This window comes from Gemmatimonadaceae bacterium, from assembly GCA_036003045.1.
GTDB lineage: Bacteria > Gemmatimonadota > Gemmatimonadetes > Gemmatimonadales > Gemmatimonadaceae > JAQBQB01.
Genome location: DASYSS010000022.1, coordinates 32,591 through 59,584 on the forward strand (window position 1 = coordinate 32,591; position 26,994 = coordinate 59,584).

The following is a 26,994-nucleotide window of genomic DNA, read 5'->3' on the forward strand; positions in this document are numbered from 1 at the left end:
GGGATGACGAAGCCGAACAAGGGGAGTATGTCCAACGGGCCTACCTTATCCGAGCGCGCGACACCAAGCAAGGCCGCGCGCGGACGACAAAATGGATTACATGTGATGGATAAAATCCGGTGCCTCGGGGACGAACGATCGCCACGCCGATTCGAAGCTCTTCGGATCGTCGAGCACCAGGCCGATTCGGTCGACGAGACGTGTTCGCCCGTACGCACGTCGGGCCATCACCGGTTCGCGCAACGCGATCAGCGCGTTCGGCTCGCCCATCGCGGCGCGGAGATATCGCGGCGTGCCCTTCGCCGGCGCACGCACTCGGCCGAATTCGATCGTCGCGCCGGCGAGCGGCACGTCGACGCTGGCGGCGAGGCCGTTGCGAATCAGGAGCGCGTCTGCGGTGAGCACGATCGGGCGAAGTTGTACGGCTCGCACGAACCCGAGCATCCAGATCGCCGCGAAAACGTCGACGATGAACAGCACGTTCGCGGCTTTGGCGTGACTCGCGCGCACCATCAGGTCGACGGCGACCATCTCGATCACGGCGGCACCCACCACGGCGTACAGAATCGCCGCGTACGCGTTGCGCCGGTGGTAAGAGAAGGCGCGCGTTCCCGGCGGCGCAAAGGGCTTCCGTTTCCACGCGGCGAGCGCGTAATAGAAGACGGCCGCTTCGGTGGCGAGCGCCGACGCGGCGCCGTCACCGAGGCCGGCGCCCCACAGCGCATCGCGAATTCTTTCCGGGACGTCGGCCTGACCACGCTCGCCGAGCCGCCCCGCTCGCCGTCCCCTCCGCCAAAGCGCCAGGAGCACGACCAGCGCGACCGCAGCCACTTCGAGGGGGAGGAGCACACCCAGCGAGCGGAGCATGGAATAGAATGAATAACGGTGACCGCGCCACCTCGACGGCGGTTAGGCCGTAGGCGAGTTTGTCGAGGGAACCCTGACGAGCTATCCACTGCCGCACCCCGCTCCATCGGCCGCACTCGATTCGCGCACGATTCGCCGCGCGAAGCTCGGTGACATCGACGCCTTCACGCTCATCGTGCAGACGTATTATCCGCGCTGCCTGAGGTTCGCGCGGTCGATGTTGCACGACACGGACGAGGGCGAGGACGTCGTGCAGGAGACGTTCGTCCGGCTCTACCGCGCGCTGCCGCGCTACGAGGAGCGACAGCGGTTCGAGTCGTGGCTCTTTCAGATACTTGGCAACTGCTGCCGCACGGCGAACACGGCGTCGCAACGCCGCGTGGCACGATCGGTATCGGACGACGAGCTGTTGGCTCGTGTTCCGGCGGAGGACAGCGCGAGCGCGCTGGTGGATCGAGAGTGGGACGAGTCGGTTCGACGCGCGCTCGCCGAGCTGCCGGAGCACAATCGGGAGATTTTTCTGCTGCATTACGTCGAAGGGTTTTCGTACGAGGAGATCGAGGCGATGACGGGCGTCGGGCAATCGGCGCTCAAGATGCGGGTCAAGCGCGCGTCGGATGCGTTGCGCGCGCGCCTCGCGCCGGCGGGGGACGAATGAGCGAGCTCGAACGCGATCACGTGCTTCGTCGCGTCGTGCAGACGCTCCGCCATCTGCCGGCGCCGGAAGCGGACGACATCCGTCGTGTCGTCGAAGCGGCGGCCGCGCAGCGGCTCATGCCGCCGGCGGACGATCCGGCGAGCGTCGCCCCGACGTCACGACGCGCGCGTAGCCGGCCGTGGATGTTCGTGGGCTTGAGCAGTCTGGTGGCCGCGGCGGCGATCGTCGGTTTCGTCGTTCGCGGGCAGTTCGCGCGACCCACGCCTGCCGTCGAGGTCGCGCCGACCCCAATGAGTCCAGCGGCTCCGCTGCAGCCGGCGGCGAACGGCGCCGACGGAGCGCAGGACGTTCGGCCGATCCCGCAGCAATTCGTCTTCCGGAGCTCGTCGGCGCGGCGCGTCGCGGTGGTCGGCGACTTCAATGGGTGGAACACCGCGAGCGCGCCGATGACGCGCGAATCCGGCGGCGACCTCTGGTCGGTGACGATTCCGATCACGCCGGGCCGGCACACGTACGGATTCATGGTCAACGACTCGACGTTTACCCTCGACCAAGACGCCCGGGTCGCGCGGGCGCGCGATCCCGATCTCGGAGTCGAGGGTTCCGTCGTCATCGTGGGGCGGCCGTGAGATCGCGCTACGTCGTCGCCTTCGTTCTCGCGCTCGTCGCTCGCGGCGCGCGCGCTCAAGACTCCGTCGCGTTCAAAGGCGCCGACCGCGAGACGCGCGCGTCGCTCGCGAAAATCGTCGCCGACGCGGACGCGCGAGGCCTCCCGAGTGGTCACATCGTGTCGAAGGTCCAGTTCGCGCTGGTCGTGCACGCGCCGCCCGCGCGGATTCTCGAAACGGCGAAGGCCGTCGCCGACCGTCTCGAAACGGCGAGAACGGCCATCGCGACCGACACGCTGTCCGCCGACATCGCCGCCGGCGAAGAGGCGTTGTCCTTCAAGATTTCGAAAGACATCCTCACGCGGATTCACCGGGCCGCGCCGACTCGCGCGATCGCCGTTCCGATCGGGCTCCTCACGCAGCTCGTCGCGAACGCGGTGCCGGCGGAACACGCCGGCGAGATCGTCATCAGGCTGGTGCGAGGCGGCGCGACGCCCAAACAGTTCGCGGACTTTGGCAACGACGTGAACTCTGACGTCCAGCGAGGCGCCAAAGGAGCGGAGTCCGTCGACATTCGGCTTCGCGGCTTGACCCCCCTCTTGTCGCCGACCGCGGCGACCGCGGGAGACCTCACGGCCAGCTCGCCGGCTGCCCCGGGACCCAAGAAGCCGTAGAAGTCCCCAAACAGCCGTAACGTCGAGTCGCCGCGGGACCTGGGAACTCGCGAGGGGTCCGGACACTATTTTGGGGGATGCGGCGTGTCCGGGAATTCGCGACTCTGGCGACAGTTCTGTCGTTGGCGTTCCCTGAATTGGCGCGCGCGCAGTGGCAGGCATCCGCTGATGCGGGACTGTCCCACCTTCGACAGACCGGAATTCCCGAGTCGGTCGCGCAGACACTCGCGGGGACGATAGACGGAATCGGCAGTCGCGCCTGGCTGCACGCCGTCGGACTCGCGTCGCTCCAACCGAACAACGCGCGGACGGAACAGGCCCTCGCGATGGGCGGAATCTTCGGAACGATCGTCGATCCGGTGCGCTGGGAGCTCGGCGGTGCGTTCAGCGCATTCAATCAAAGCGGGGTGCCGATCACCACCACGAGCGGCGAACTGAACGCGCGGCTTCGCTTCGGCGGCCCGCTCGGTGGCGTCTCACTCGGCGGCGGCGCGGGCACCAGCGCGAACAGCTTCTATAATGTCCGAGTCGGCAGAGGATCGCTCGACGCGTGGTGGACGGCGGGACGGGAGCGGCTGCTCGCCGGCGCGATGGTCACGCACATCGGCAGCACCCAGTACACCGACTTTGCCGCCGGTTGGCGGCACGACGCGGGCGCCGCGTCGATCGGCGCGACCGCGGCGCTTCGCGCGGGCGATGGAAGCGGCGGCTGGCAGGCCGCCGACGCGGAGCTCTGGGTCTCGTCCAGGCTCGCCGTGGTTCTCGCCGCCGGCACCGCGCTCTCGGACGTGGTGCGCGGCACGCCGAGTACGAGATACGCGTCGGCGAGTCTGCGTGTGGCGTGGCAGCCGCATGTCGCGCTGCGGTTCCGACGGGACACGAATGCCGGAGTGCGCGTCGTCATCTCGCGGTCAGGCTCGGGCGAAGGCATCGCGCGCATCGACGTCTCGGGGTCGACTCCCGGCATGGCGCGAGTCGAACTGATGGCTGATTTCACCGGGTGGGAACCGATCGTGCTCACCCGCGCCGGCGACGGATGGTTCGCCGAGCGCGCGGTGACGCCCGGTCTCCACCGACTCGCGATTCGCGTCGACGGCGGCGCGTGGATCGCTCCATTCAACGTTCCAAAGCTTCGCGACGACGATCTCGGCGGAACGGTCGGTCTGATCACCGTGCCGTGATCGGAGGATTTTGCATCAGGTGAAACATCTCGATGGCTTGACGCACGAAACACCGGTGGTAGTTTGCATTTGCGCGGCGATTTCCCCGATTTGACGGGCCGCGCGCCGGAGCGAGATTCCGGAAAAACCCGTCTAAGTCGTCGGACGCCTCAGGCCCGCGACGAAATCGTCGGGGCCTTTTTTGTTCGCTCCACTGGAGCATCGAGGTCGGCCGCATGAGCTCGTACACGTTCACGTCGGAGTCGGTCAGCGAAGGGCATCCGGACAAAGTCTGCGATTTCATCGCCGACTCCATCCTCGACGCGCATCTCGCCGGCGATGCCGCCAGCCGCGTCGCCTGCGAGGTGTTGTGCAAGAGCGGCGAAGTCGTGCTCGCGGGCGAGATCACGTCGAAGGTGAACGTCGACTATGAGAAGATCGCGCGCGATGCGATTCGCGAGATCGGATACGTCGATCCGCACGAAGCGTTCAACGCCGACGGAGTGCGCGTCACGCAGTTCATCTCCAAGCAATCGGGCGACATCGCGATGGGCGTCGACACGGGCGGCGCGGGCGACCAGGGCATCATGTTCGGTTACGCGACCGACGAGACGCCCGAGCTCATGCCCTTGCCGGTGCAGCTCGCCCACCGGCTATCTCAGCGACTCGCCACGGCGCGCAAGCGGGGTGAACGCGCGTGGCTGCGGCCGGACTCGAAGACTCAGGTCAGCGTCCGCTATGAAGACCATCGTCCGGTGCGCGTCGAGACGGTGCTCGTCTCCACGCAGCACACGCAGGAGGCGGCGCAGGACGAGATCCGCGATTTCGTCGCGAGCTGCCTCCTTCCGGAGGTGCTCGGTCCGTGGTTCGGGCCGCACGTCGAGATACTCGTGAATCCCACGGGGCAATTCATCGAAGGCGGACCGTCGGCCGACTGCGGCGTCACCGGCCGCAAGATCATCGTCGACTCCTACGGCGGCATGGGCCGCCACGGCGGCGGCGCGTTCAGCGGAAAGGATCCATCGAAGGTGGACCGCAGCGGCGCGTACTTTGGCCGCTTCGTCGCTCGTCAGGTCGTTCGCAACAAGCTCGCATCGCGCGCCGAAGTGCAGGTCGCGTATGCAATCGGCCGCGCGCAGCCGGTATCGGTTCGTGTGGACACGTTCGGAACGGGCGACATCGCGGCGGCCGCGGACTTCGTGCGCGAGTTCGATTATCGCCCCGAAGCGATGATCGAGCGCCTCGCGCTCCGCCGGCCGATCTACCGACAGACGACCAACTACGGACACTTCGGAAAGCCGTCGCTCAGCTGGGAAGCGTAGACGCAGAGGACACGCCCCTCTGTGTCCCCTGTGTCGAGTAGATCCGGCTACCAAATACGAGCGCGGAGCGAATCCGGGCGCACCATCGGGTCGCCGTCCTTGCAGCCCCATGCGGCCTTGAACTCCGGCATGTTGCTGAGCGGTCCGTTGACGCGCCACTTCGCCGGGGCGTGGGGGTTGGTGTTGACCTGAGCCTTCGCCGCGGCGTCGCTTTGGAGCGTGCGCCACACTTGAGCCCAGCCAAGGAAGAAACGCTGCTCGGGCGTGAAACCGTCGATCTTCGCGGGACGGCCGTGCTCTTTCAGTGACTTCTCGAGCGCAAGGTACGCGATCTTCAGGCCGCCGAGGTCGCCGATGTTCTCGCCGAGCGTGAGCTTGCCGTTCACGTGCGTCGTCGAGTCGACGATCGTGTAGGCGTTGAATTGATCGACGACGCGCTGCGCTTGAGCGTTGTACTTGTCGGCGTCGCTCTTCGTCCACCAATCGCGCAGGTTGCCCCTGGCGTCGAAGCGGCGGCCCTGGTCGTCGAAGCCGTGCGACATTTCGTGGCCAATGACCGCGCCCATCGCGCCGTAGTTCACGCCGTCGTCGGCGTTCGGATCATAGAACGGCGGCTGGAGAATGCCCGCCGGGAAAACGATCTCGTTCCAGAGCGGGTTGTAGTACGCGTTCACCTCTGGCGGCGTCATCCCCCACTCGCTGCGGTCGATCGGCTTGCCGACCTTGGCCCAGTTTCGCTCGGCTGACCAGTCGCTGAACCGCTTGAAGTTGCCGTCGTAGTCGCCGACGCGGACCTCGAGCTTCGAGTAATCACGCCATTTGTCGGGGTATCCGATTTTGCGCGTGAACGCCTCGAGCTTGGCGGCCGCCTGCTTCTTGGTCGAGTCGCTCATCCAATCGAGCTGTCCGATCTGATCGTGCAGCACCGACACCATGTTGTCGACGATCGCTTTGGCGCGCGCCTTGGCGGCGGGCGTGAACGTACGCGCGACGTACTCCTGTCCGACGGCTTCGCCGAGGACGCCGTCGGTGTTTCGCTCGCAGATCTGCCAGCGCGGAAGCTTCTCCTTCTGTCCCGTGAAGGTCTTCTGGAACGAGAAGTTTTCGTCGGCAAAACGCTTCGGCAGCCGCGACGCGGAGACGTTGAGCAGGCGCCAGCGGAGCAGCGTCTTCCAATCGTCGACCGCGATGGACGTGATGAAGCCGTCCATCGCCTTGAAGAAGTCGGGCTGCGAGACGTTGATCTCCTTGAGACCTGCCGGAGCGCCCATCGTCGTGAGGAACGTGTCCCACTTCATGCGCGGCGCGATCGAATCGAACTGCGCGACCGTCATGAGGTGATAAATGGCGTCGGGGTTGCGCATCGTCACGCGATCCATCGACGCGCCGGCAAATTTTGTCTCGATCTCCAGCACGGTCTTCGCGTGCGCGGCCGCCTCGGCATCGCTTTCGCCGTCGAGCTTGAACATCGCCGCGACGTGTTTCTCGAATTTGTCGCGGATACTCTTCATGGCCGTGTCCTGCGAGATGTAATAGTTCTTCTCCGGCAGACTCAGGCCGCCCTGACCGGCGTTGGCGATGATCCGGTCGGCGTTCTTGAGGTCCTGGCCCGCGCCGACGCCGAACGGCGCCAGGCCGTCGGACTTCTCGAGCGTGGTGAGCGCCGCCGGGAGGTCGGCCGACGATTTGATCGCCGCGATCCGCTCCATCGACGCCTGGATCGGCTTGGTGCCGAGCGCCTCGATCGCGGCCGTGTCGATGCACGCGCCATAAAACGCGCCGATTTTGAACTGGTTCGACGGCGCCTTGGCCTTGCCGGATTTGACGTCACGCGCCGCGGCCTCGACGATCTCGCGAACGATCGTCTCGTTCTTGTCCTGGAGCTGGTCGAACGCGCCCCATTCACCGTACTTGGCGGGGATGGTCGTGCGCTTGAGCCAACCACCGTTGGCGAACGTATAGAAGTCCGAGCACGCCGCGCAGGTCGTGTCGAGGTTGGCGCGGTCGAGCGCCTTGGGCGCGCCAGCCTTCGACGCGGCCGGTACGCCGGCCGTCTGCTGAGCAACGACCGGCGTCGCCGCGGCCAGGCCGCCGAACAGCGCCCCGAATAGGAAAGCGGATCGAGAGATCATGTGAGGCAGGACGGGGTGGAGGAGGGTGGGTTTTGGTATCTTGAATGTATGAACCGGGCAGGGCGATTGTTCCCATTTTTCTGCGCCGCCGAGCTATTGCTCGGCCCGTTGGCGCGCGGCTCGGTCGGAGCGCAGTCGACGGCTCCGCTCGCTCCGCTCCGCCCTCTCGCCTACACGCGATTCACGCTGCCAAACGGACTCGTCGCGATCCTCAATGAGGACCACGCGACGCCCATCGTCAGCGTGCAGGTTTGGTATCACGTCGGGTCGAAGGACGACGACCCGGGCCGGCCCGGACTGGTCCACCTCTGCGAGCACCTGAGCTCGCAGGGTTCGCCGCATCTGAGTCAACCGCAGCAGGCTTTCTATCGCTCACTCGGCGGAACGTCGGGCGGCCAGACGACCGAGGATGTAACCAAGTTCTTCATCACGGTCCCCAGCAATGAGCTCGAGACTGTACTATGGACCGAATCGGACCGCATGGCGGCACCGCTGGCGCTGGCCGATTCGCAGCGCGTCGCCGCCGTAGGACGACTTGTCGAACAAGAGCGAAGGCAGAACGTCGACAACGTGCCGTTCGGCGTGTATCGAGAGCTCATTCCGGGCTCGCTCTTTCCAGACGGCCATCCATATCACCTCGAGCCACTCTCGCAGAACGCTGCGTTGGCCACCGTCACGCCGGCCGCGCTGCGAGCAAAGTGCGCTCCGTACTACACGCCGAACAACGCCGTGTTGGCGATCAGCGGCGATTTCGACACGCCCGCGGCTCGCTCGCTGGTCGAGAAGTACTTCGCGGCGATTTCCAACGGCTCGCCGGTCACGCGTGCGGACCTGAACGTCGAAGCGCCTACCCCCCGCGCGGAGCGTCGCCTCGTGCTCGAGGATGCGCGCGCCAACCAAACGAGGCTTCACATCGCCTGGCGGGGCGCCTCGTATGGAAGTCCCGATCGCATGGCTGCGTTGGCGCTCGCGTCGGTGCTGTCCCTTCCGCGATTCGGCCGTCTATCCAAACTGCTCGTCCACGACCGGCAGCTCGCATCGAGCGTCACCGCCGACAACCATGACTTCGAGAAGTCCGGCGTGTTCGAGATTGTCGTCGTTCCGAACGCCGGCGCGTCGATGACGGCGATCGAGGAGTTGGTGGACAGCACGATCGCTTCGCTCGAGACGACGACGCCGGCGACGAGCGAAGAAATCGAGCGATTCAATGCGTTCAACGGCGTGAATGCATCGACTTCGCTCCAGCTTCATGTCGCCCGCGCCGACACGCTCGCGCATGACGAGGTGTTCACGGGCAACCCCTCGTCGTACGCTTCGCAGAACAACGCTGCCCTCGCTCTGACTTCGGCGGATGTACAAGCCGTCGCTCGCCGCTATCTGACGCAGGCGCGCGTCGTGATGAGCCTCGTCCCGGGCGGCAAACTGGAATTGATTAGCAAGCCGAACGCGCCGTACACCAACGTGACGAGGCCTCCTGGTTCCGCGGGCCCCGCCGCGGCGCGTCCATGAGATTCTCGCTCGGTCTCTTCGGACTCGCCCTGGCCGGACCGGCGCTTTGCCAGCGGGTCGATCGCGCTGCGCAACCGGTGGCACCGCGCGCGGCGCCGTTCAAATTTCCGACGATTCGGGCCCACAGACTCCCGAACGGACTCCGCCTACTCGTCGTCGAAGATCACTCCATTCCGGTCGTCGCCGTGCGCGCGATCGTCGGCGCGGATTCGACGTCGGACCCGCCAGGCAAGGAGGGTCTCTACGATGTGACGCTCGGCGCTTTGGGCGAAGGGTCGACCACGCGGAGTCCAGACGAGCTCGCGGCCGCGGCGGCGGCTCTCGGAACCGCGATCGTTCCAACCGGCTTCACCACGGTCTCGTCGGCCTTCGTGCCCGCTCTCGGCCTCATGTCCGAAATGCTCACGAAGCCTGCGTTCGACTCGACGTCGATCGAGCGGCGAAAGACCGCGCAACTGGCCGCGGCGCGGCGAATCGCGCAGGCGCCGGTCACGATCCCGCGCCGCTTGTTCTACTCGTTGGTGTATGGGGCGAACGATCCGTTCGTCCGGTCGCTGATTCCAACTGAGGCGACGGTCGCATCGATCAGTCGCGCGGACGTCATCGCCTTCTACGGCCGATTCTTCACGCCGCCGACGACAACATTGGCAATCGCCGGCGATGTGACCGATTCGGCCGCGCTCGACGCCGCCACACGAACGTTTGGCGGATGGCAGGCCACGTCGTCACCGCGCGACGCCGAGGTCAAGGCGGTCACCGCTCGCGACACCCACATCTATCTGCAGGACGTGCCGAACGCCGGGACGCAGGCATACCTGTATGTCGGAGCCGTCGGACCGTCCCGTACCGATTCCGACGCGGTCGCCACGGAGGCGTTCGCGGCGGTCGCGACCGCTCGACTCCAGGAGACCCTTCGCGAGAAGCGCTCGTTCATTTACTCGAGCACCACGGGTCTCACCTGGCGGCACGCGGGGGCTGAAGGCGCGTTCGTCGGGAGCGCCAATGTGAGCGCTCAAAAGGCGGATAGCGCTCTCGCCGAGTGGCTCCGGATTCTGCGCGAGTTGCGCACGACGCGTCCGCCAACCGCCGGAGAGCTCGACGCCGTACGCTCAGCTCGAGTGGGGGTGCTGCCGTCCCGCATCGATGGGCCGGATTCGATCGTGACCCGGCTCGTGGAGATCGCGCGTGACAGGCTGCCGCTCGATTTCTTCGAGCGGTATGCCTCACGGATGTCATCCGTCACTTTGGCCGACCTAAAGTTGGCGGCAGCGCGCCACGTGGACGTCGCCCACCTGGTGATAGTCGTGACCGGGGACGCTCGCGTTCTGGAGCCGGTTCTGGGTGCGGTCAAGCTGGCTCCCGTGACCGTGTTGCCTCCCCAGCGGGGCTCCGCTCCATAGGGGTTTCGCATCGTTCTACCGTTCTTGAAACCCGGACGTACATTGGAGCGACGATGACCGCGCCCGCCTCCGCCAAGCCCACCCTCACGCTCGTCACCACGCCGCGGCCGCTGCCGACGGATCATGTCGAGCGGAATCCGGGCATGGCGCTCGATCTGGACGTCGTGCGGGCGATTCGGGTGAATCGAAGTGCCGTCGAACGCCGAGCCGCGACGATTCCGACGCGCCGTACGGTGAAGAAGGAATGGCAGGCCGCGTGGCTGCTCCGCGCCATCACGCTGATCGACCTCACGACGCTGTCGGGCGATGACACGCCTGGCAACGTGCGACGACTGTGCGCCAAAGCGCGCCATCCATTGCGCGACGACATCGCGCACTCGTTGGGCGTGCGGCAGCTCGGCGTTCGCGTCGGCGCGGTGTGCGTCTACCACTCACTCGTCCCGACGGCGGTCGACGCGTTGGCGGGATCGAACATTCCGGTCGCGGCCGTATCCACGGGATTTCCGGCGGGGCTCAGCCCGATCGATCAGCGCGTTCAGGAGATTCGCGCGAGCGTTGCCGCCGGCGCCCGGGAGATCGACATCGTCATCACGCGAGCGCACGTGCTCACCGGCAACTACGAGGCGCTGTACGACGAGGTCAAACGCTTCCGCGAAGCGTGCGGTGACGCGCACATGAAAGCGATTCTCGCAACCGGTGAGCTGGCGACGCTGGGCAACGTCGCGCGCGCGAGCGTGGTGGCGATGCAAGCGGGCGCAGACTTCATCAAGACGTCGACCGGCAAGGAAGGCGTGAACGCGACGCTTCCTTTCGGTGTCGTCATGTGCCGAATGATTCGCGAGTACTTCGAGCGCACCGGCTACGCTGTCGGCTTCAAGCCGGCGGGCGGGATTCGGTCCGCCAAGAACGCGCTCGAGTATTTGTACTTGATGAAAGAAGAGCTGGGCGACCGGTGGCTTCGCGCCGATCTCTTCCGCTTCGGCGCCAGCTCGCTCCTTACCGACATCGAACGGCAGCTCGAGCATTTCGTGACCGGACGGTACGCCGCGGCACACCACCAACCGATGCCGTAGCACGAGGGACGCGTGCGGCGGCGGTGTACGGGGAACCGCAAGGAGTGAGGAGCGCGGTGACCTTCCACTAGAACTACACCTCACGTCGTCCGCGTCTCAGGCCTCCGCACCCCGCCCTCGCACTCCTCCCTCTGAGAATGACCAACGTCGCCGAGATCTTCCAAACGATGGAGTACGGGCCGGCGCCGGAGAGCGACAAGGAAGCGCTCGCCTGGCTCGGTAAGCATGAACGCGTGTTCGGGCATTACATCGACGGCGCGTGGACCGAGCCGGCTTCGATGTTCGAGGTGATCAATCCCTCCACGGCCAAGACGATCGCGCGAGTCACCAACGGAACGGCAGCCGACGTCGACGCCGCGGTTCGTGCCGCTCGCGCCGCGCTTCCCAAATGGAAGGCGCTCTCGCCACATGCGCGCGCGCGCTACCTCTACGCGCTCGCGCGCGGCGTCCAGAAGCACTCGCGGCTGCTCGCAGTGCTCGAGAGCATGGACAACGGCAAGTCGATTCGCGAGACGCGCGACATCGACATCCCGCTCGTCGCCCGACATTTCTACCATCACGCGGGCTGGGCGCAGCTGATCGACACCGAGTTCGCCGGCTATGAAGCGGTGGGTGTCGTCGGACAGATCATTCCGTGGAACTTCCCGCTGCTCATGCTCGCCTGGAAGATCGCGCCCGCATTAGCGGCCGGTAATACGGTGATTCTCAAGCCGGCCGAATTCACGCCGATGACCGCGCTGGCGTTCGCCGAGATTATAGAACACGCCGCGCTACCGCCCGGCGTGGTCAACATCCTCACCGGCGACGGTTCCACGGGCGCGGCGATCGTCGAGCATCCGGACGTCGACAAGATCGCGTTCACCGGTTCGACCGAAGTGGGCCGCATCATCCGGCGCGCGACCGCCGGCTCCGGCAAGAAGCTGAGCCTCGAGCTCGGCGGAAAGAGCCCGTTCATCGTTTACGACGACGCGGATCTCGACAGCGTCGTCGAAGGCGTCGTCGACGCGATCTGGTTCAACCAGGGCCAGGTGTGCTGCGCCGGTTCACGGCTGCTCGTGCAGGAGGGCGTCGCCGACCGACTCGTGAACAAGCTGCGCGCGCGAATGGAAAAGCTTCGACTCGGCGCGCCGCTCGACAAAGCGGTGGACATGGGCGCGATCGTGGCGCCGGCGCAGCTCGAGCGCATTCGCGACCTGGTGAAGCAGGGCGTCGAAGAAGGCGCGACCATGTGGCAGCCGTCGTGGGCGTGCCCCACCGAGGGCTACTTCTATCCGCCGACGCTCTTCACCGACGTCCAGCCGTCGTCGACGATCGCGCAGGTCGAGATCTTCGGGCCGGTGCTCGTGACGATGACCTTCCGTACGCCCGACGAGTCGGTCGCGCTGGCGAACAACACGCCGTACGGGCTCGCTGCCAGCGTATGGACCGAGAGCATCAACCTCGCGCTCGACGTCGCGCCGAAGATCAAGGCCGGCGTCGTCTGGGTGAATTCGACGAATCTGTTCGATGCCGCCGCCGGCTTCGGCGGCTACCGAGAGAGTGGGTTCGGGAGGGAAGGCGGGCGTGAAGGGATGTGGGAATACCTGAAAGCGGTGACCGGCCACCGGTCTCCGGCCACCGGAAATACCGCGAACGCCTCGGTTGACTCTCTCGCCGCTCCCCGGAGGCCGGAGACTGGAGACCAGGGACCGGCCGTTGATCGTACTCCCAAGCTGTTCATTGCCGGCAAGCAAGCGCGTCCCGATCAAGGCTACACGCGACGGATTCTCTCACCGAGCGGCAAGTTCATCGGCGAGGCGCCGGAAGGAAACCGCAAGGACATTCGCAACGCGGTCGAAGCGGCGCATGCGGCGACGGGGTGGGGACGCTCCACCGGGCACAACCGCGGTCAGATCCTCTACTACATCGCCGAGAATCTGTCGGCGCGCGCCAAGGAATTCGCTTCGCGCATCGACGAGATGACCGAGTGCGGCGGACGCCGGGCCAAGCGCGAAGTGGACGCGTCGGTCGAGCGTCTGTTCACCTATGCGGCGTGGGCCGACAAGTACGACGGTTCGGTGCACAGCGTGCCGATACGCGGCGTGTCGATCGCCATGAACGAACCCATCGGCGTGATTGGTGTCGCCTGTCCCGACGAGTTCCCGCTGCTCGGACTCGTCTCGCTCATCGGGCCGGCGATGGCAACGGGCAACACGACGATCGTGATTCCCTCGCCGCACCATCCACTCGCCGCCACCGATTTCTATTCGGTGCTCGAGACGTCGGACGTTCCCGGCGGCGTGATCAACATCGTGACGGGCGACAAGGACGCGCTGGCGAAGGTGCTGGCGGAGCACGACGACGTCGAGGCCGTCTGGTACTTCGGCCGACAGGAAGGGGTCAAGGCCGTCGAGCTGGCGTCCGCGTCGAACATGAAGCGCACTTGGGCCACTTGGTACGGCCGCGATTGGCTCGATCGAACCGAAGGCGAGGGTAGGGAGTTTCTTCGGGCGGCCACTCAGGTCAAGAACGTCTGGGTGCCTTACGGCGAGTGACCCGCGAACATTGATTAGAAGTTGATACGGCAACCGCTCGCCAACCTTCCAGCAGGCTAGCGCCGCGCAGCGGCGCATCGAGCTCACTCCATGAATCTTCGCGCGACGACCGCGGTAGCATTGTCTGCCGCCGCATTGGTTGCCTGCCATGACTCGACGACGATCCCGCATACGCCGACGTCGATCGTCATCGTGTCGGGGAACAACCAGTCGGCCAACGTAGCGACGGCGCTCGACTCGGCGCTCGTCGTGCGCGTGATCGACGGCGCGGGAAAGTCGGTGAGCGGCGTTCCGCTCGCGTGGACGGTGGTCGGCGGAGGGTCGCTCAGCGCTACGACGTCGACGACCGACAACAACGGACTGGCGTCGATCCACTGGACGTTGTCACCGACGGTGGGGACGCAGGTGGTGACGGTGACGAGCACGCAGATCGGCGGTGCATCGGTGTCGTTCGTCGCCGGGAACGGTTCGACGATCACGGGCACGGTGACGTCGATCGCCGTGAACCCGTTCGGCGCCACGTTCTCGCGCTCGCCGTCGCGCGTCGCGCTGGCATCCGCGGCGCGATCGCCGACCGCCAGTCATGCTCCTGCCCGATCGAACCGCATCGTGATCGGCTTCAAGAGCGCCGTGTTGGGATTGGCGCCCGCGAGCTCGATGTCCTATCGCTCGATGTCGGTCGCGCGGTCCGCCGGCGCGCGGCTCAGCGAGCGTGTCGGCTCGCTCGCTTCACGAAACGGAATCCTCAAGAGCGAAGTGTCGCCGACGATCCTGGCCGCGCGACTCACGGTCGGCGATACGACCCGCATCGACGCGGTCATGAACGCGCTTCGCGGCGAAGCCGACGTCGCGTACGTCGAACGCGAAATGACGCTCACGATTCGAAACGCGCCGGCAATGCGCGTCGCGAATGCATCGGCGCTGGCGAACGCGCGAACGTGGGAGCCGGCGCCGTCTACTCCATTGCGGAGCTCCGTGGCGACGCTCATTCCCAACGACCACTTCTATCCGTACCAGATGTGGACGGCGAACATGGTCGACCTGCCGAAGGCGTGGGCCGTGACGACCGGGAGCTCGAGCGTCACGGTCGCGGTTCTCGACATGGGAGTGCGCTTCGAGCACAACAGCATCGCGCCGAACCTCACGACCGACGGGTACGACTTCGTCAACGGATTCGCGTTCGACTCCACGAACATCAACTGTGACGACGGGAAGCCGTTCCCGTTCACGACGACATCGGGCGACGGCGACGGGCCGGACACCGATCCCACCGACGTCGACGATCTCGGCTTCGACAGTTTCGCCGGCTGCTGGTTCCACGTGTCCGCGGGAGACCACGGCCTCTGGACCTCGGGAATCATCGGCGCCATCGGCAATCAGAACATCGGCGTGGCCGGCGTGAACTGGAGCGTGAAGATCCGTCCGGTGCGCGTGCTCGACATCATGGGTTCCGGCTCATTCTTCGACATCGCGCAAGGAATGCTCTACGCCGCTGGACTGCCCGCGCTCGGCGCCAACAACAACCTGGTGCAGACGAGCAAGGCTCCCATCATCAACGTCAGCCTCGGCGGCGGGTTCGACGATCAGGTGATGCGCGACGCGGTGACTGCGGCCTCGAACGCGGGTTCGCTCATCGTCGCGTCGGCGGGCAACGACGGCCTCGACGAACAGATTCCGACATTTCCGGCCGCGTACCCGGGCGTGATGGCGGTCGCCGCGGTAGGAATGGACGGCGCGCTCGCGACCTACACGAACGCCGGCACCAACATCTCCGTCGCGGCTCCCGGCGGTGATTTCCGTCTCGACGACAACGGCGGCGGCGGCGTCATCGGTCCGGGCTGGGACTTCGAGGCGGGTGCGGCCGAGTTCATCATCGGCTACGGAACCTCGGCGTCGGCGCCGTTCGTGTCGGGCGTCGCCGCGCTTTTACTGTCGAAGAACCCAGGTCTCAGCGCGGCACAATTGCGAACACGCATCGAGCAGTTCGCGACGCGGCCGGCTGGTTCGTCGCGCAGCGATTCGTTCGGGTGGGGAATCGTGAACGCTTACAACGCGCTCACGCAGACGACTGGACCCGCGCGACAAGCGAGCGCTCGTCTCGTCGACGCGACGACGGGAGCGCTCGTGCGCACCACGACGGTGAACGCCGACGGCAGCTTCGCGTTCGCCAAGCTCACGGCGGGCTCGAGCTACTACCTGCAAGCGGGTGAAGACGAGGCGGGCGACGGGCTGATCGGAGTGCCGGGGCGGCGGTTCGCCGTCGCCGGCGGTCTCGGGAACACCACCGTGTTCAACGTCAGCACGGGCGTGCAGTCGGCCGCGCTAGCGCTCGGATTTCCGTTCGAGTCCGAGCCGAACGACGACGCGCAGCACGCCAATTTGCTCACCGTGGGAAGCTACGTCGTTGGAACCATCACGATGCCCGACGTGAACGATATCTATCGCGTGCCGATCCCCACTCCGGGGACGTACACGTTCGAAACCTCCGGAGTCGTCGGAACGTGCGGATTGGGAATCGAGCTCGACACGTTCTTGGCTGTGAGCTCCGCTTCTCCAGTGATAGGAGTCGTAGGCACGAGCGACAACATCAACGCGCTGCCGAATCCGTTCTGCTCCCGCGTACGCGCGCAGCTCACGCCGGGGATCTACTACGTCACCGTCGGAGGGAGCCAAGTCTCGTTACCGTTCACCACGCCCCACGGCCGTTATCGGCTCCAGGTGCGCTCCGGCAACTAGTCAGCCGTCGCACGAACGGAGAACGGCGGTCGCGTGTTCGCGACCGCCGTTTCTGTTTCACGCTTTCGGGTTCGCGCTCAAGTATTTCTCGAGCCAGCCCTGGACCTCGCCCCACCACAGCTTCTGGTTCTGCGGCTTGAGCACCCAATGGCCTTCGTCCGGAAAGATCACGAGTCTGCTCGGCACGTTCATTCGCTGGAGCGACGTGAACATGGACAGGTCTTCCGTATACGGCACGCGGTAGTCGAGCTCACCACCCGTCACCAGCGTCGGAGTCTTGAAGTTCTTCACGAACAGATGCGGCGAGTAAACGCGGTACTGCGTGGCCATCGCCTTCGCATTCCAGAACGGCCCGCCGTACTCCCAATCGGGGAACCAGAGCTCTTCGGTCGCGGTGGCCATGTTCTCGAGATTGAACGGCCCGGCGTGAGAGACGAGCGCCTTGAACCGCGTCGAGTGGCCGGCGATCCAGTCCACCATGTAGCCGCCGAACGACCCGCCGGCCGCGCCGAGCGCCGTCGAATCGATCCACGGATTCTTCGCGAGCGCGGCGTCGAGACCGTTCATCAAGTCGGTGTAGACCTTTCCACCCCAACCTTTCGAAACGTCGTCGACGAATTTCTGCCCGTATCCCGTCGAACCGCGCGGATTGATGATGATGAGCGCCGCGCCGGTCGCCGCGAACATCTGGTAGTTCCAGCGTCCGTGCCACTCGTCGAGCCACGCGCCCTGCGGGCCGCCGTGAATCAAAAGGATTGCCGGATATTTCTTTCCCGGTTTCCAATTCGGCGGTTTGACGACGAAGCCTTGGACCTTGGCGCCCGCCGCGCCGGTGAACCAGAAATCCTCGGCGGGATTGACCGCCAGTTGCGCCACGAGCGCGTCGTTCTCGTGCGTCAGGGAACGAGCCGAGTATGGCGCGCTCGTCGACGGCTCGGCGACATACACCTCGGCCGGGAACTGCGTCGCGTTGCGGACCCAGGCGAGCGTGTGGCCGTCGTGGGAGAGCGCGAACGCGGTGTTGTTGTGCTCACCGACGACGAGCTGCGGCGCGCTCGCGTCGCCCGCGGCGGAAAGGTCGACGCGATAGAGCTTGTCGCGTCCGGCATCGGTGGTCTGCACGTAGACGACCTTCGAGTCCGGAGACCAGAAGTATGCGTCTGCGTTGCGGTCCCACTTGGGCAGCAGCTCGCGGCTCGCGCGCCGCGTGCGATCATAGAGCATCAGCCGCTGTCGATCCGACTCGAAACCGGCGCGCGCCTGCGACGCATATGCGATGAACCGTCCGTCGGGCGAATACACGGGGTTCGCGTCGGCGCCCTTGTTTGCCCCGGTGATCACGGTGGCAGCGCCGCCTGTCGCCGCGATGACGTAGACGTTCAAGTCCGTCGTCGTCGCGTCGTTTCGCCCCTGATCCTTCGCGGTGTACGCCAGCTCACGTTCGTCGGGTGACCACGCGTACCCTTCGCTTCCGCCGAAAGGGCCGGGGGGAATGTCGTACTTCGCGCCGGGGACGAGATCGCGTGGCGCGCCGCCGTCTACCGAAACCGTGAAAAGATGTGACCGCGTTCCCTCATCCCACGCGTTCCAGTGCCGATACATCAACTGATCGGCGATGTGCGCCTTCACTTTGCTGTCCGCCGCAGCCTTGGCTTTGGCGGTGTTGCACGTGTCGGTAGTGCAGTCGGGGTAGACGGCGGACGTGAAAACGATTTGATCGCCGTTCGGAGCCCAGATCGGTCCGGTCGCTCCGCCGTTCAGATCGGTGAGCTGCTTTCGTGTTCCGCCGGTCGCGTCCGCGATCCACAGTTGTCCGCTCGCGATGTATGCGACGCGTTTTCCATCTGGAGACCAGCGCGCCTCTGTCGCCGAGACGTCGGCACCGGGGAACGGCTTCGGTGAACCGCCGGCGGCCGGAACGACGTACGTGTGAGACGAGCGGTTGTTGGCGGAAACATCCGTCGTGCGAACGGCGTACAGGACCAGCTTCCCGTCGGGCGAAGGTTGCGGATCGCCGACGCCGCGGACGGCGGCGAAGTCATCGAAGGTGATCGTTCGCGGTTGCTGTGCGCCGGCGGAGACGACGAGCGCGGCGCCGGTTGCTACGAGCGTGGGAACAAGACGGGTAAGTCGCATCAGAAGTGTCGTGGTCGAAATACGTGGTTCGTCGGTGACGTGATACCCCGCAACACACCGGCGGGGCTCTGGCGGCCTGCAACCGGCGGGAACGCCAGGGGTACTAAAATCTGGAAACAACCGCGAGGCAACTAAATGTCCCAATTCCGTTTTTCAGTGCGAGGCCTGGCCTCGCGGCAAGATGGCGTCATCGAGAGCGAGTCCTTCGTCGCCGCGGTGGATGCCCTCGGCCAGCATGTCACGGTGAAGGCAGGCGACATTCTGGAGATTGGCGTCTACGGATTTCCGCCGGCTGTTTATCAGTGCATTGGCGAGCCCGAAAAGGGCACTCCGATTTGGATGCCGACGGGTAAGCTCGCGGCGTAAGCCTCCGCGCATCACTTCATCGTGTCATCGATCAACGCGGCCAATTCGGCCGCGTTTGTCGTTCCGTAGTTCGCGTAGCAATTGTTGAAGACGACGTGCACGCGTTCGGCCGCCTCGGCGAGCTCCAGAATCGTCGGCAGCCACTCGGCGAGCTCGTCGGCGTCGTAGAGGTAGCGGTATTTCTCGAGGACAGTCGCCTCGCGCGCACCCCAGAGCTCGCTTCGCCGCCCGTGCAGCCGAACGACCGCCAAACCCGGTGTCGTGACGGCGGGAACGATGGGCAGGCTGGTCTTGGTGCCTGGCGGCGTGTCCGCGACCACGTAGGTCATCCCGTGATCGCGAAGCTGGGCCCACAGGCGCTCTCGCAGACGAGGAGCGAGCCAGCTTGGGTGGCGGAACTCCGTGGACACGGGAAGGTCGCCGAGCCGCTCACGGATTTTGGTGAGCATGGCCGGGGTTCCCCGGTTTGGGACCACCCAAGGCGCGAACTGGAGAAGAATCGCTCCAAGTCTTCCAGACTCATGCAGTGGCGCCATGGCGTCGCTAAAGAGGCGCCATACGTCGCCCTGAATCGACTCAGGCAGGTCCTTGGCGTACACGCGAGGACCAAGCTCCGAAGGCAGCTCGTCGCGAATCAGGCGCGGGAGGCGGGCGACGTCGGTCGCATGGCCGGTCATCAGCGCGTGGCCTTTGACGTCGAACACGAAGTCGCCGGGTGTGCGCTCGACCCATCGCTCCGTGAGCGCCCGGTCCGGGATCGCGTAGAAGCCCATGTCGGCCTCCACCAGCGCGAACCGAGACGCGTAATAGCGCAGCCGGTCCTCCGGCGTTTTGGCGTCGTCCGGATAGAAGACTCCGTGCGCGGTGAGCGTCCGATCGGTCCACCCCGCGGTACCGACGCGAAGATCCGTCGAACCAACGGTAAATCGCCGCGAGAACGAGTGGGCGTCGCCGCGTGCCCTCGCGCGCTCGGTGCCGGGGTCGTGCCGGGTGTCGCGCCGCGTGTCGCTCATAGCCTGATGGATCTTACCTCAGGCCGGCCTTCGACGACCAATCCTCGTTCTAGCTGATCGCGCGGCGCATGCGGGCGACAACGCGCGCCACGCGCTCTTCGATCCGCGTCGACAGCGATTTGGTGATCACTGGCCGCGCACAGATCGGGCACGGCCCGAGTCGAGGCGTGACTCCCAGCGACACGAGCACTGGGCCGTGAACGACGGTCTGATGCTGTGCCGTGTCCGTGATGATCGCCGTGACGGTCGCGGTCGCGCCGCTCACTTTTCCCGTAAAACGCGCCGGGTCGGTCGGGCCGACGGCGATGGGATACGCGTGCAGCGTGTAGTTGCCCGAGACGTCAAAGGTGCCGTCCGAGTTCACTTGCACTCTCCCCGAGACGTCGCCGAACGTGCAGCCGACGTGCAGGTGGAGCGACGTATCGCTCACGATCATCCCGGCGCTGTCGCCGCCCCACGTGCCCAGAGGAAGCTCGCCGTCGGCCGGCGCCAGATTCGGCGCCGCCGAGCACGCCGCGAGCATGGGTACAGCGAGGAAGAGAAACAGACGGTGAGTCATCACTTGCCAAACTGGTTGAGTGAGGCCGGGGTCACAGACCGCCCCATCGGCCCCAGGCTGGAGGCAACCGTTTCGCGGGTCTTGCTGTCTGACCCTAAGAACCTTAGGTAAAGGATCGCTTGTGGTCTTCGGTGACCGGAGATCTGCTCAAATGAACCAGCCCGAGCTCGACCTCGTTCGCGGCACCCTCGATCTTCTCATCCTCAAGACTCTGTCCTGGGGACCGATGCACGGACTTGCCGTCGTGCGTTGGATCCAGAACGCCACCAACGATCAACTCCAGATCGAAGAAGGCGCGCTCTATCCCGCGCTCCACCGCATGGAGAGCAAAGGCTGGCTCGAGGCCGACTGGGGATACACCGACCGAAATCGCAAGGCGAAGTTCTACCGCCTCACCACGATGGGTCGAAAGCATCTCGCCGCCGAACACGTGCGATGGACGCGCTACGCGGGCGTCGTCGGTCTGGTGCTCGAGGCGCGCGGCGCGGCGGCCGGAGCAACGCGGTGAGACGCGTCTTTCGAATTCCCGGCGGCGGCCGCCCCGCCGATCGCGCGCTCGACGACGAGCTGCGCTTTCACCTCGACGGACGCGTCGAAGAGCTGATGCAGGCCGAAGGGCTGTCGCGCGACGAAGCCGAACGAGAAGCGCGGCGCCGGTTCGGAGACTACGAGGCCTATCGCCGACAGGCACGCGCAATCGACGACGACATGCTGCGCCGGAGGAATCGCATGGAAATGTTCGACGCCATAGCGCGCGAGACACGCCACGCGGCACGCTCGCTCGGACGCGCGCCCTCGTTCTCACTCATCGCCGCGCTCACGCTCGCGCTCGGCCTCGGCGCGGCGACGACGATTTTCACGCTTCTCGACCGCGTGGTGATTCGCCCGCTTCCCTATCCCCACGCCGACCGGCTCGTTCATCTAGGCACGCTCTGGCCGAAGGTGAAGGAAGGCGAGGAGTACATGCTCTCCAGGGGACAGTACTTCTACTTCAAGAAGAACAGCCGAGTACTCGCCGACATCGCGATGTACGACGAGGACATGCTCGTCGTACCGGGAGACGCGTCGCATCCCGCCGAGCGGGTGCCCGAGGTGGACGTGAGCGCGAGCGTGTTTCGGTTGCTCGGCATTCGACCCGAACTGGGGCGCGCGATCAGCGAAGACGACGAACGGCTTCCCAACGGCGATCCCCACTACGCGCTGATCTCGCACGGCTATTGGCTCCGCCGTTTCGGCGGAGATCCGCACATCGTCGGGAAACGATTGATGACGGGCGACACGACGACGCTCGAGATCATCGGCGTGTTACCAGCAGGCGCGACGATTCCCGACGTGAAAGCGGACGTGTGGATTCGCGAACATCTCAATCCGGACGACCCACCGGTCAATAACCACACGCATCCGGCCATCGGTTTGATCAAGCCGGGCATCACCGTTGCCGCTGCGCTCGCCGACATCAAGCTCGTCCAGCAGCGCATGCAAGAGGAGTATCCGACCGTCTACCGGAAGGCGTTTCTCGACCGATCCGGATTTGCGATGAACGTGACGTCGCTTCGCGATCACGTCGTCGGCGCGTCGATCGTGCGCCGGCTGTGGCTGATCTTCGGCGCCGTTGCGTTCGTACTGCTGATCGCGGCGGCGAATGTGGCGAACCTATTCCTCGTTCGCATCGACGCGCGTCGCCGCGAGGTGGCCGTGCGCACGGCGCTCGGCGCGGATCGAGCGCACATGGCGATCCACTATCTCACGGAAAGCATCTTGCTCGCGGTTGCCGCCGGCATCGCGGCGATCGCTATCGCGGCGATACTGCTGCACGTCGTGCTCGCGATCGCGCCGCAAACGCTGCCGCGTCTGGCCGAGGTGGCGGTCGATTCGCGCGGCGTGGCATTCTGTCTCGGATCGGCGCTGGCTTTCGGGATCGTCCTCGGTGTGCTTCCGCTCGGTGCGGCGAAGCTCGACGTCTCGTCGTTGCGCGACGGCGGCCGAGGCCTCACGTCTTCCAAGTCGCGTGAAACGGCACGTCGTGGACTGGTGCTCGCTCAGGTCGCGCTGGCGGTGGTGCTACTCGCGGGCGCCGGGCTCATGGCCGAGAGCTTCGCCAAGCTGCGGCGGGTGCATCCCGGGTTCGATCCGAGTGGCGTCGAGACGATGTCGATCATCCTGCCGCGCGGCTACCGGGTACCGCAGCAAGCCGAGACGTTCTGGCATTCGTTCATCACGCGAGTCGGCGCGATACCCGGCGTGGTCCACGCCGGCGCGGTCGACCAGCTTCCGCTTTCCGGGGGATGGGGCTGCAGCGGGCTCACGGTCGACGTGACGAACTCGCTCGGCGAGTCGGGCAACTGCATGCCGATGGGTGTGATCACGCCCGGCTACCTCGAGACGATGGGGATCAAGTTCCAAGGGACGGCGCCCACGTGGGAATCGCTCGAGGCGCGCACCGCGCCGACGGTCGTCACCACCGCCTTCGCCAAGCGGTTTTGGGAGGATCGCAGCGCGCTCGGACACATCGTCAAGCCGTTCAACGCGACCAACGCTTTCCCGGTCGTCGCCGTGACGGAGGATCTCCGGTCGAACGGGCTTCAGAATCCGCCAATTCAAGAGGTATTGCTGCCCATGCTCGGCACGGCGGCGTCGCCGGACTGGAACGTCGGCTCGGACTTGACGCTCGTGGTCAAAGCGCCCGGCGTGAGCACGTCGGCACTGGTGCCGGCGATTCGCGCGATGCTCGCGCAGGTCGAGCCGAAAGCGATCGTCGCCGACGTGCAACCGATGGAGCTCGTCGTCGCGAAGTCGATGGCCCAGACGTCGTTCACGATGCTCCTCATGCTCATCGCCGCGGCGATCGCCCTGGCGTTGAGCGCCGTCGGCATCTACGGCGTGATCGCGTACGTCGTCGGGCAGCGGCGAAGCGAAATCGGCATTCGCATCGCGCTCGGCGCGCAGCTCGGCGCGGTGACGCGATTGGTCGTCGGCCAATCGCTCGCGATCGTCGCGGCCGGCGTCGCGCTCGGCATCGTCTGCGCGCTCGCGGGGACACGGCTGCTCCGCTCGCTGCTCTTCGACGTCAGCCCAAGCGATCCGTTCGTGCTCGCGGCAACTGCCCTGGTGTTGCTGGTCGTCGCCGTGCTCGCGAGCGCCGCTCCGGCACGTCGTGCCGCGAAGATCGACCCGGTCGAAGCGATGCGCGAATAGCGGTCGGAACTACTCGGCTCGGAGGGCGACCAGCGGATCGACCTTGGTCGCTCTCCAAGCCGGAATCCAGCTCGCCCCCGCCGCCACGGCGAGCAACGTCAGCGCCACTCCGACGAACGTAAGGGGATCGGTCGGCGTCACGCCGTAGAGAACTCCCTGCATCAGTCTCGTCAGGGCGAGGGCGGCGGCGATTCCCACGAGCACGCCGAGTCCCGCGAGGCGAAGCCCCCGCCAGACGATCATGCCGAGCACCGACGACGCTCGCGCGCCGAGCGCGACGCGGACGCCGATCTCGCGCGTGCGCTGCGTGACGAGATACGACAGCACGCCGTAGATGCCCAACGCGCCGAGGACGAGGCCCATCGTGCCGAAAAGTCCGAGCAACACGGCGAGCAAGCGCGGACGCGCCACCGCCTCGCCGACGGCGTCGTCGAGCGTGAACGCGCCCGTGAACGTCTGCTGCCGATCGACGGCGCGCACGGCATCCTCGATGCGTTTGATCATCAGTTGTGGATCGCCTTGCGCTCGCACCACGAGATTCACTTTCACCCGGAAGATCTGGTACGCGCTCGCGTAGATGCGCGGTGCCGGCGTCTCGTCGACCGTGCCTTGATGAACGTCGCCGACCACGCCGACGATCGCGAAATGGTTGGTGTCACCGAAGGTGATCGTCTGCCCGATCGGGCTTCGGTCGGGGAAATATTTCTTGGCCAGAGCCTCGTTCACGACGAGCGCGATCGGCGCGCCGATGCGATCCTGTTGCGAGAGATCGCGGCCGGCGACGAGCGGGATGCCCATCGTCGAAAAGAATCCATCGCTCGTGAACATCAGCGTCGCGCGCGGCAGCTCGCCGTCGGCACCGCGCGTCACCCCCGGCGGCATGAAGCCGATCGTCTCACCGTCGCCGCGGAAGGGAATGTCTCGCACGGCTCCGGCGGCGATGACGCCCGGTACTTGCCGCACGCGGTTCAGCATTTCGCGATACGTGTCGCGCATCTCGGCCGCCGTCGAGTGGCGCGCGGTTGAAATGCTGTAGTTCACGACGACGCGGTGATCGCGTTTGAATCCGAGATCCACTTGCAGCAGCTTCACGAAGCTTCGTGTCATGAGGCCGGCGCCGACCACGAGTACGACGGCCAGCGCCACCTCGGCCACGACCAGTGCGTTTCGCAGTCCACCGGCCGCGCTGGTGGCCCCGCGCGATCCTTCGCGCAACGACTGCTGCAGCTCGGGCGACGAGGCGCGAATCGCCGGAATCAACCCGAACGCGACGCCGGTGACGATGGTCAGCCCCGCGGTGAACAACACCACGCGGTAGTCGAGCCCCACCTCTTCGGCCCGGGGGAGCTGTCCGGCCGCGAGGCGAAGGAGCCCGGCCTTGCCCAACACCGCGACTCCGATCCCCAGCACACCGCCGACGATCGCCAGAACCATGCTCTCGGTGCACAGCTGGCGAATGACGCGGGATCGGCCGGCGCCGAGTGCGACGCGAATCGCCAATTCTCGCTCGCGCGACGTGGCGCGCGCGAGCAACAGGCTCGCGAGGTTCACCGCGGCGATGATGAGCACGAATCCCACCGCGCCCAGCAACACGAGCAAGCTGGCTCGCACCTTTCCCACGATCGAGTCGCGAAGCGGCGTCACCGCCGCACCGCCGAGGTTGCGGTCGTCCTCGTATTCCGCGGCGAGTCCACGCGTGATCACGTTCATCTCGGCGCTCGCCTGAGCGATGGTGACGCCGGGCTTCATCCGAGCGACGACGTTCATGATGCGTACGGGGCGAATGCGCGGAATCGACTGATCGGGGATCGTCGAAAACGGGATGTACATCTGGACGTCGGGCGCCGGAAAACGGAAGGTGGGCGGCATCACGCCGACGATCTCGTATGAGTCGCCGCCGAGCGTGACGCGTCGCCCGACGACGGAGCGTTCTCCACCGAACTGGCGCTGCCAGAAGTCGTGGCTCAGCACGACCAGCTTGTCGTTCGCGCCGCGCACCATCTCCTCGTCGCGCGGAACGCGGCCGACTTCGGGCGCGACGCCGAGGGTATTCCAAAATCCCGGCGAAACGAAAGTGGTCGAGATGCGCTGCGGTTCCCCGATTCCAGTGAGATCGGTACCGCTCATTCCTTCGATGTAGAAATAGCCTCCGATGTCGACGAGCATCCGGCGACGCGCGCGCCAGTCATCGAGATTCACCGCCGAAACGGTGGTGGTATTCGAGACGCCCTTCACGATCTCGACTTGGCGCACACTCACCAACCGCTCGGGGTCGGGAAAGGCGAGCGGTCTGAGCAGGACGCCGTTTACCACGCTGAAGATCGCGCTGTTCGCGCCGATCCCCAGCGCCAGCGTCAGAATCGCGACGAGCGAGAAGGCCGGCGCGCTCAAGAGCGCGCGGACCGCGAACCTGATGTCCTGCGTCAACGAATCCAACATGTTTTCCTCCAGCCTGCTATCGACCTCGTGGGCTCGCGTCGTTCGATCGCTGCGCCGGGCGCGCACGGCGAGCGCGATCAGTCCGGGGAGCTCTTCGAACAAGGCGCGCGCGCCCCGCCGCCGCGCTAGTTCGCTGAACACGCCGACCATGTCGTCGGCGAACGCGTCGTGAAATCGCGACGGCAGCAGGATCGCCAACAGGGCGCGGTACGCACGGACGATCATCGTCGCGCGCCGATGAGTTGCTTGGATCTGGCCATGCCCGCGAGCCGCTCGACGCGCAGCGCCTCGGCGCGGGCGGCCTGTCGCCCGCGCGGCGTCAGGCGGTAGTATCGCCGGCGTGAGTCGTCGCCGGCGCGCGGACGCTGGCGTAGCTCCTCGATCCACCCGTTGTCGAGCAAACGCTTCACGGCGGCGTACAGCGTGCTGGCCGTCAGCCGGATTTCTCCGTCCGTTCGCCGCGCGACGTCCTGGATGATGGCGTAGCCATGCAGGTCGTCGTCGACCAGCGAAAGCAGGATCTGAAAGACCTGCACCGAGAGCGGGCCTGTCGGGTCGATGGTGTCGCGGTTCGTCATGATGCGCCGTTCCCCGAGTCCTATATCATCGAGCG

At 66.0% G+C, this 26,994-nt stretch carries 20 protein-coding genes; 13 read left to right on the plus strand and 7 right to left on the minus strand.

Going from position 1 to position 26,994, the window contains the following annotated elements:
- Positions 1-96: 96 nt before the first annotated feature.
- Positions 97-867 (minus strand): hypothetical protein, encoded by a 771-nt coding sequence (locus tag VGQ44_04165; GenBank protein HEV8445983.1) that lies wholly within the window; start codon positions 865-867, stop codon positions 97-99.
- A gap of 172 nt (positions 868-1,039) precedes the next feature.
- Here VGQ44_04165 and VGQ44_04170 point away from each other — a divergent pair, with 172 nt between their 5' ends.
- The 5 genes from VGQ44_04170 (at position 1,040) to metK (ending at position 5,289) form a co-directional block, all read left to right on the plus strand.
- Positions 1,040-1,525: an RNA polymerase sigma factor gene (locus tag VGQ44_04170; protein ID HEV8445984.1), complete on the plus strand. Its 486-nt coding sequence runs from the start codon at positions 1,040-1,042 to the stop codon at positions 1,523-1,525.
- Complete coding sequence (locus VGQ44_04175; GenBank protein ID HEV8445985.1) at positions 1,522-2,154, plus strand: hypothetical protein; 633 nt, start codon at positions 1,522-1,524, stop codon at positions 2,152-2,154. The genes VGQ44_04170 and VGQ44_04175 overlap by 4 nt, the downstream gene beginning before the upstream one ends.
- Positions 2,151-2,807 (plus strand): hypothetical protein, encoded by a 657-nt coding sequence (locus VGQ44_04180; protein ID HEV8445986.1) that lies wholly within the window; start codon positions 2,151-2,153, stop codon positions 2,805-2,807. Before VGQ44_04175 ends, VGQ44_04180 begins: the two co-directional genes overlap by 4 nt.
- 77 nt (positions 2,808-2,884) lie before the next feature.
- Positions 2,885-3,988 (plus strand): glycogen-binding domain-containing protein, encoded by a 1,104-nt coding sequence (locus tag VGQ44_04185; protein ID HEV8445987.1) that lies wholly within the window; start codon positions 2,885-2,887, stop codon positions 3,986-3,988.
- A gap of 215 nt (positions 3,989-4,203) precedes the next feature.
- Positions 4,204-5,289: a methionine adenosyltransferase gene (gene metK / locus VGQ44_04190; protein HEV8445988.1), complete on the plus strand. Its 1,086-nt coding sequence runs from the start codon at positions 4,204-4,206 to the stop codon at positions 5,287-5,289.
- A 47-nt stretch (positions 5,290-5,336) separates the two neighbouring features.
- On the opposite strand, the gene VGQ44_04195 is transcribed toward metK, so the two are convergent.
- On the minus strand, positions 5,337-7,421 hold the full coding sequence (locus VGQ44_04195; GenBank protein ID HEV8445989.1) for a M13 family metallopeptidase: 2,085 nt from the start codon (positions 7,419-7,421) through the stop codon (positions 5,337-5,339).
- 66 nt (positions 7,422-7,487) lie between these two features.
- Between VGQ44_04195 and VGQ44_04200 the strand changes: the two genes are divergently transcribed.
- The 5 genes from VGQ44_04200 to VGQ44_04220 all read left to right on the plus strand — a co-directional run bounded on the left by VGQ44_04200 (position 7,488) and on the right by VGQ44_04220 (position 16,673).
- Positions 7,488-8,930 (plus strand): pitrilysin family protein, encoded by a 1,443-nt coding sequence (locus VGQ44_04200; GenBank protein HEV8445990.1) that lies wholly within the window; start codon positions 7,488-7,490, stop codon positions 8,928-8,930.
- Positions 8,927-10,330 carry a pitrilysin family protein gene (locus tag VGQ44_04205; GenBank protein ID HEV8445991.1) on the plus strand — a complete coding sequence of 468 codons (1,404 nt, stop codon included), beginning with the start codon at positions 8,927-8,929 and terminating at the stop codon, positions 10,328-10,330. The genes VGQ44_04200 and VGQ44_04205 overlap by 4 nt, the downstream gene beginning before the upstream one ends.
- Positions 10,331-10,383: 53 nt before the next feature.
- On the plus strand, positions 10,384-11,403 hold the full coding sequence (deoC, locus tag VGQ44_04210; GenBank protein ID HEV8445992.1) for a deoxyribose-phosphate aldolase: 1,020 nt from the start codon (positions 10,384-10,386) through the stop codon (positions 11,401-11,403).
- 137 nt (positions 11,404-11,540) lie between these two features.
- Complete coding sequence (locus VGQ44_04215) at positions 11,541-13,937, plus strand: aldehyde dehydrogenase family protein (protein ID HEV8445993.1); 2,397 nt, start codon at positions 11,541-11,543, stop codon at positions 13,935-13,937.
- Between the two features lie 90 nt (positions 13,938-14,027).
- Entirely contained in the window at positions 14,028-16,673 is a 2,646-nt protein-coding gene (locus VGQ44_04220; protein HEV8445994.1) for a S8 family serine peptidase, read from the plus strand.
- A gap of 57 nt (positions 16,674-16,730) precedes the next feature.
- Here the strand turns inward: VGQ44_04220 and VGQ44_04225 are convergent, their stop codons facing one another.
- The gene (locus VGQ44_04225; GenBank protein HEV8445995.1) at positions 16,731-18,809 is read right to left on the minus strand and encodes a S9 family peptidase; all 2,079 of its coding nucleotides are present in this window, start codon (positions 18,807-18,809) and stop codon (positions 16,731-16,733) included.
- A 135-nt stretch (positions 18,810-18,944) separates the two neighbouring features.
- Between VGQ44_04225 and VGQ44_04230 the strand changes: the two genes are divergently transcribed.
- On the plus strand, positions 18,945-19,175 hold the full coding sequence (locus VGQ44_04230) for a hypothetical protein (protein ID HEV8445996.1): 231 nt from the start codon (positions 18,945-18,947) through the stop codon (positions 19,173-19,175).
- Between the two features lie 11 nt (positions 19,176-19,186).
- Here the strand turns inward: VGQ44_04230 and VGQ44_04235 are convergent, their stop codons facing one another.
- Positions 19,187-20,188 carry a DUF72 domain-containing protein gene (locus tag VGQ44_04235; protein ID HEV8445997.1) on the minus strand — a complete coding sequence of 334 codons (1,002 nt, stop codon included), beginning with the start codon at positions 20,186-20,188 and terminating at the stop codon, positions 19,187-19,189.
- Positions 20,189-20,237: 49 nt separating this feature from the next.
- Positions 20,238-20,750, minus strand: coding sequence for a hypothetical protein (locus VGQ44_04240; protein HEV8445998.1), 513 nt, complete (start codon positions 20,748-20,750; stop codon positions 20,238-20,240).
- 148 nt (positions 20,751-20,898) lie between these two features.
- Here VGQ44_04240 and VGQ44_04245 point away from each other — a divergent pair, with 148 nt between their 5' ends.
- Positions 20,899-21,255, plus strand: a complete 357-nt coding sequence (locus VGQ44_04245) for a PadR family transcriptional regulator (GenBank protein ID HEV8445999.1) — start codon at positions 20,899-20,901, stop codon at positions 21,253-21,255.
- Complete coding sequence (locus VGQ44_04250; protein ID HEV8446000.1) at positions 21,252-23,942, plus strand: ADOP family duplicated permease; 2,691 nt, start codon at positions 21,252-21,254, stop codon at positions 23,940-23,942. The genes VGQ44_04245 and VGQ44_04250 overlap by 4 nt, the downstream gene beginning before the upstream one ends.
- Before the next feature lie 9 nt (positions 23,943-23,951).
- Here VGQ44_04250 and VGQ44_04255 read toward each other — a convergent pair whose 3' ends face one another.
- Complete coding sequence (locus VGQ44_04255) at positions 23,952-26,606, minus strand: ABC transporter permease (protein ID HEV8446001.1); 2,655 nt, start codon at positions 26,604-26,606, stop codon at positions 23,952-23,954.
- Entirely contained in the window at positions 26,603-26,959 is a 357-nt protein-coding gene (locus VGQ44_04260) for a PadR family transcriptional regulator (GenBank protein HEV8446002.1), read from the minus strand. The genes VGQ44_04255 and VGQ44_04260 overlap by 4 nt, the downstream gene beginning before the upstream one ends.
- Positions 26,960-26,994: the final 35 nt, after the last annotated feature.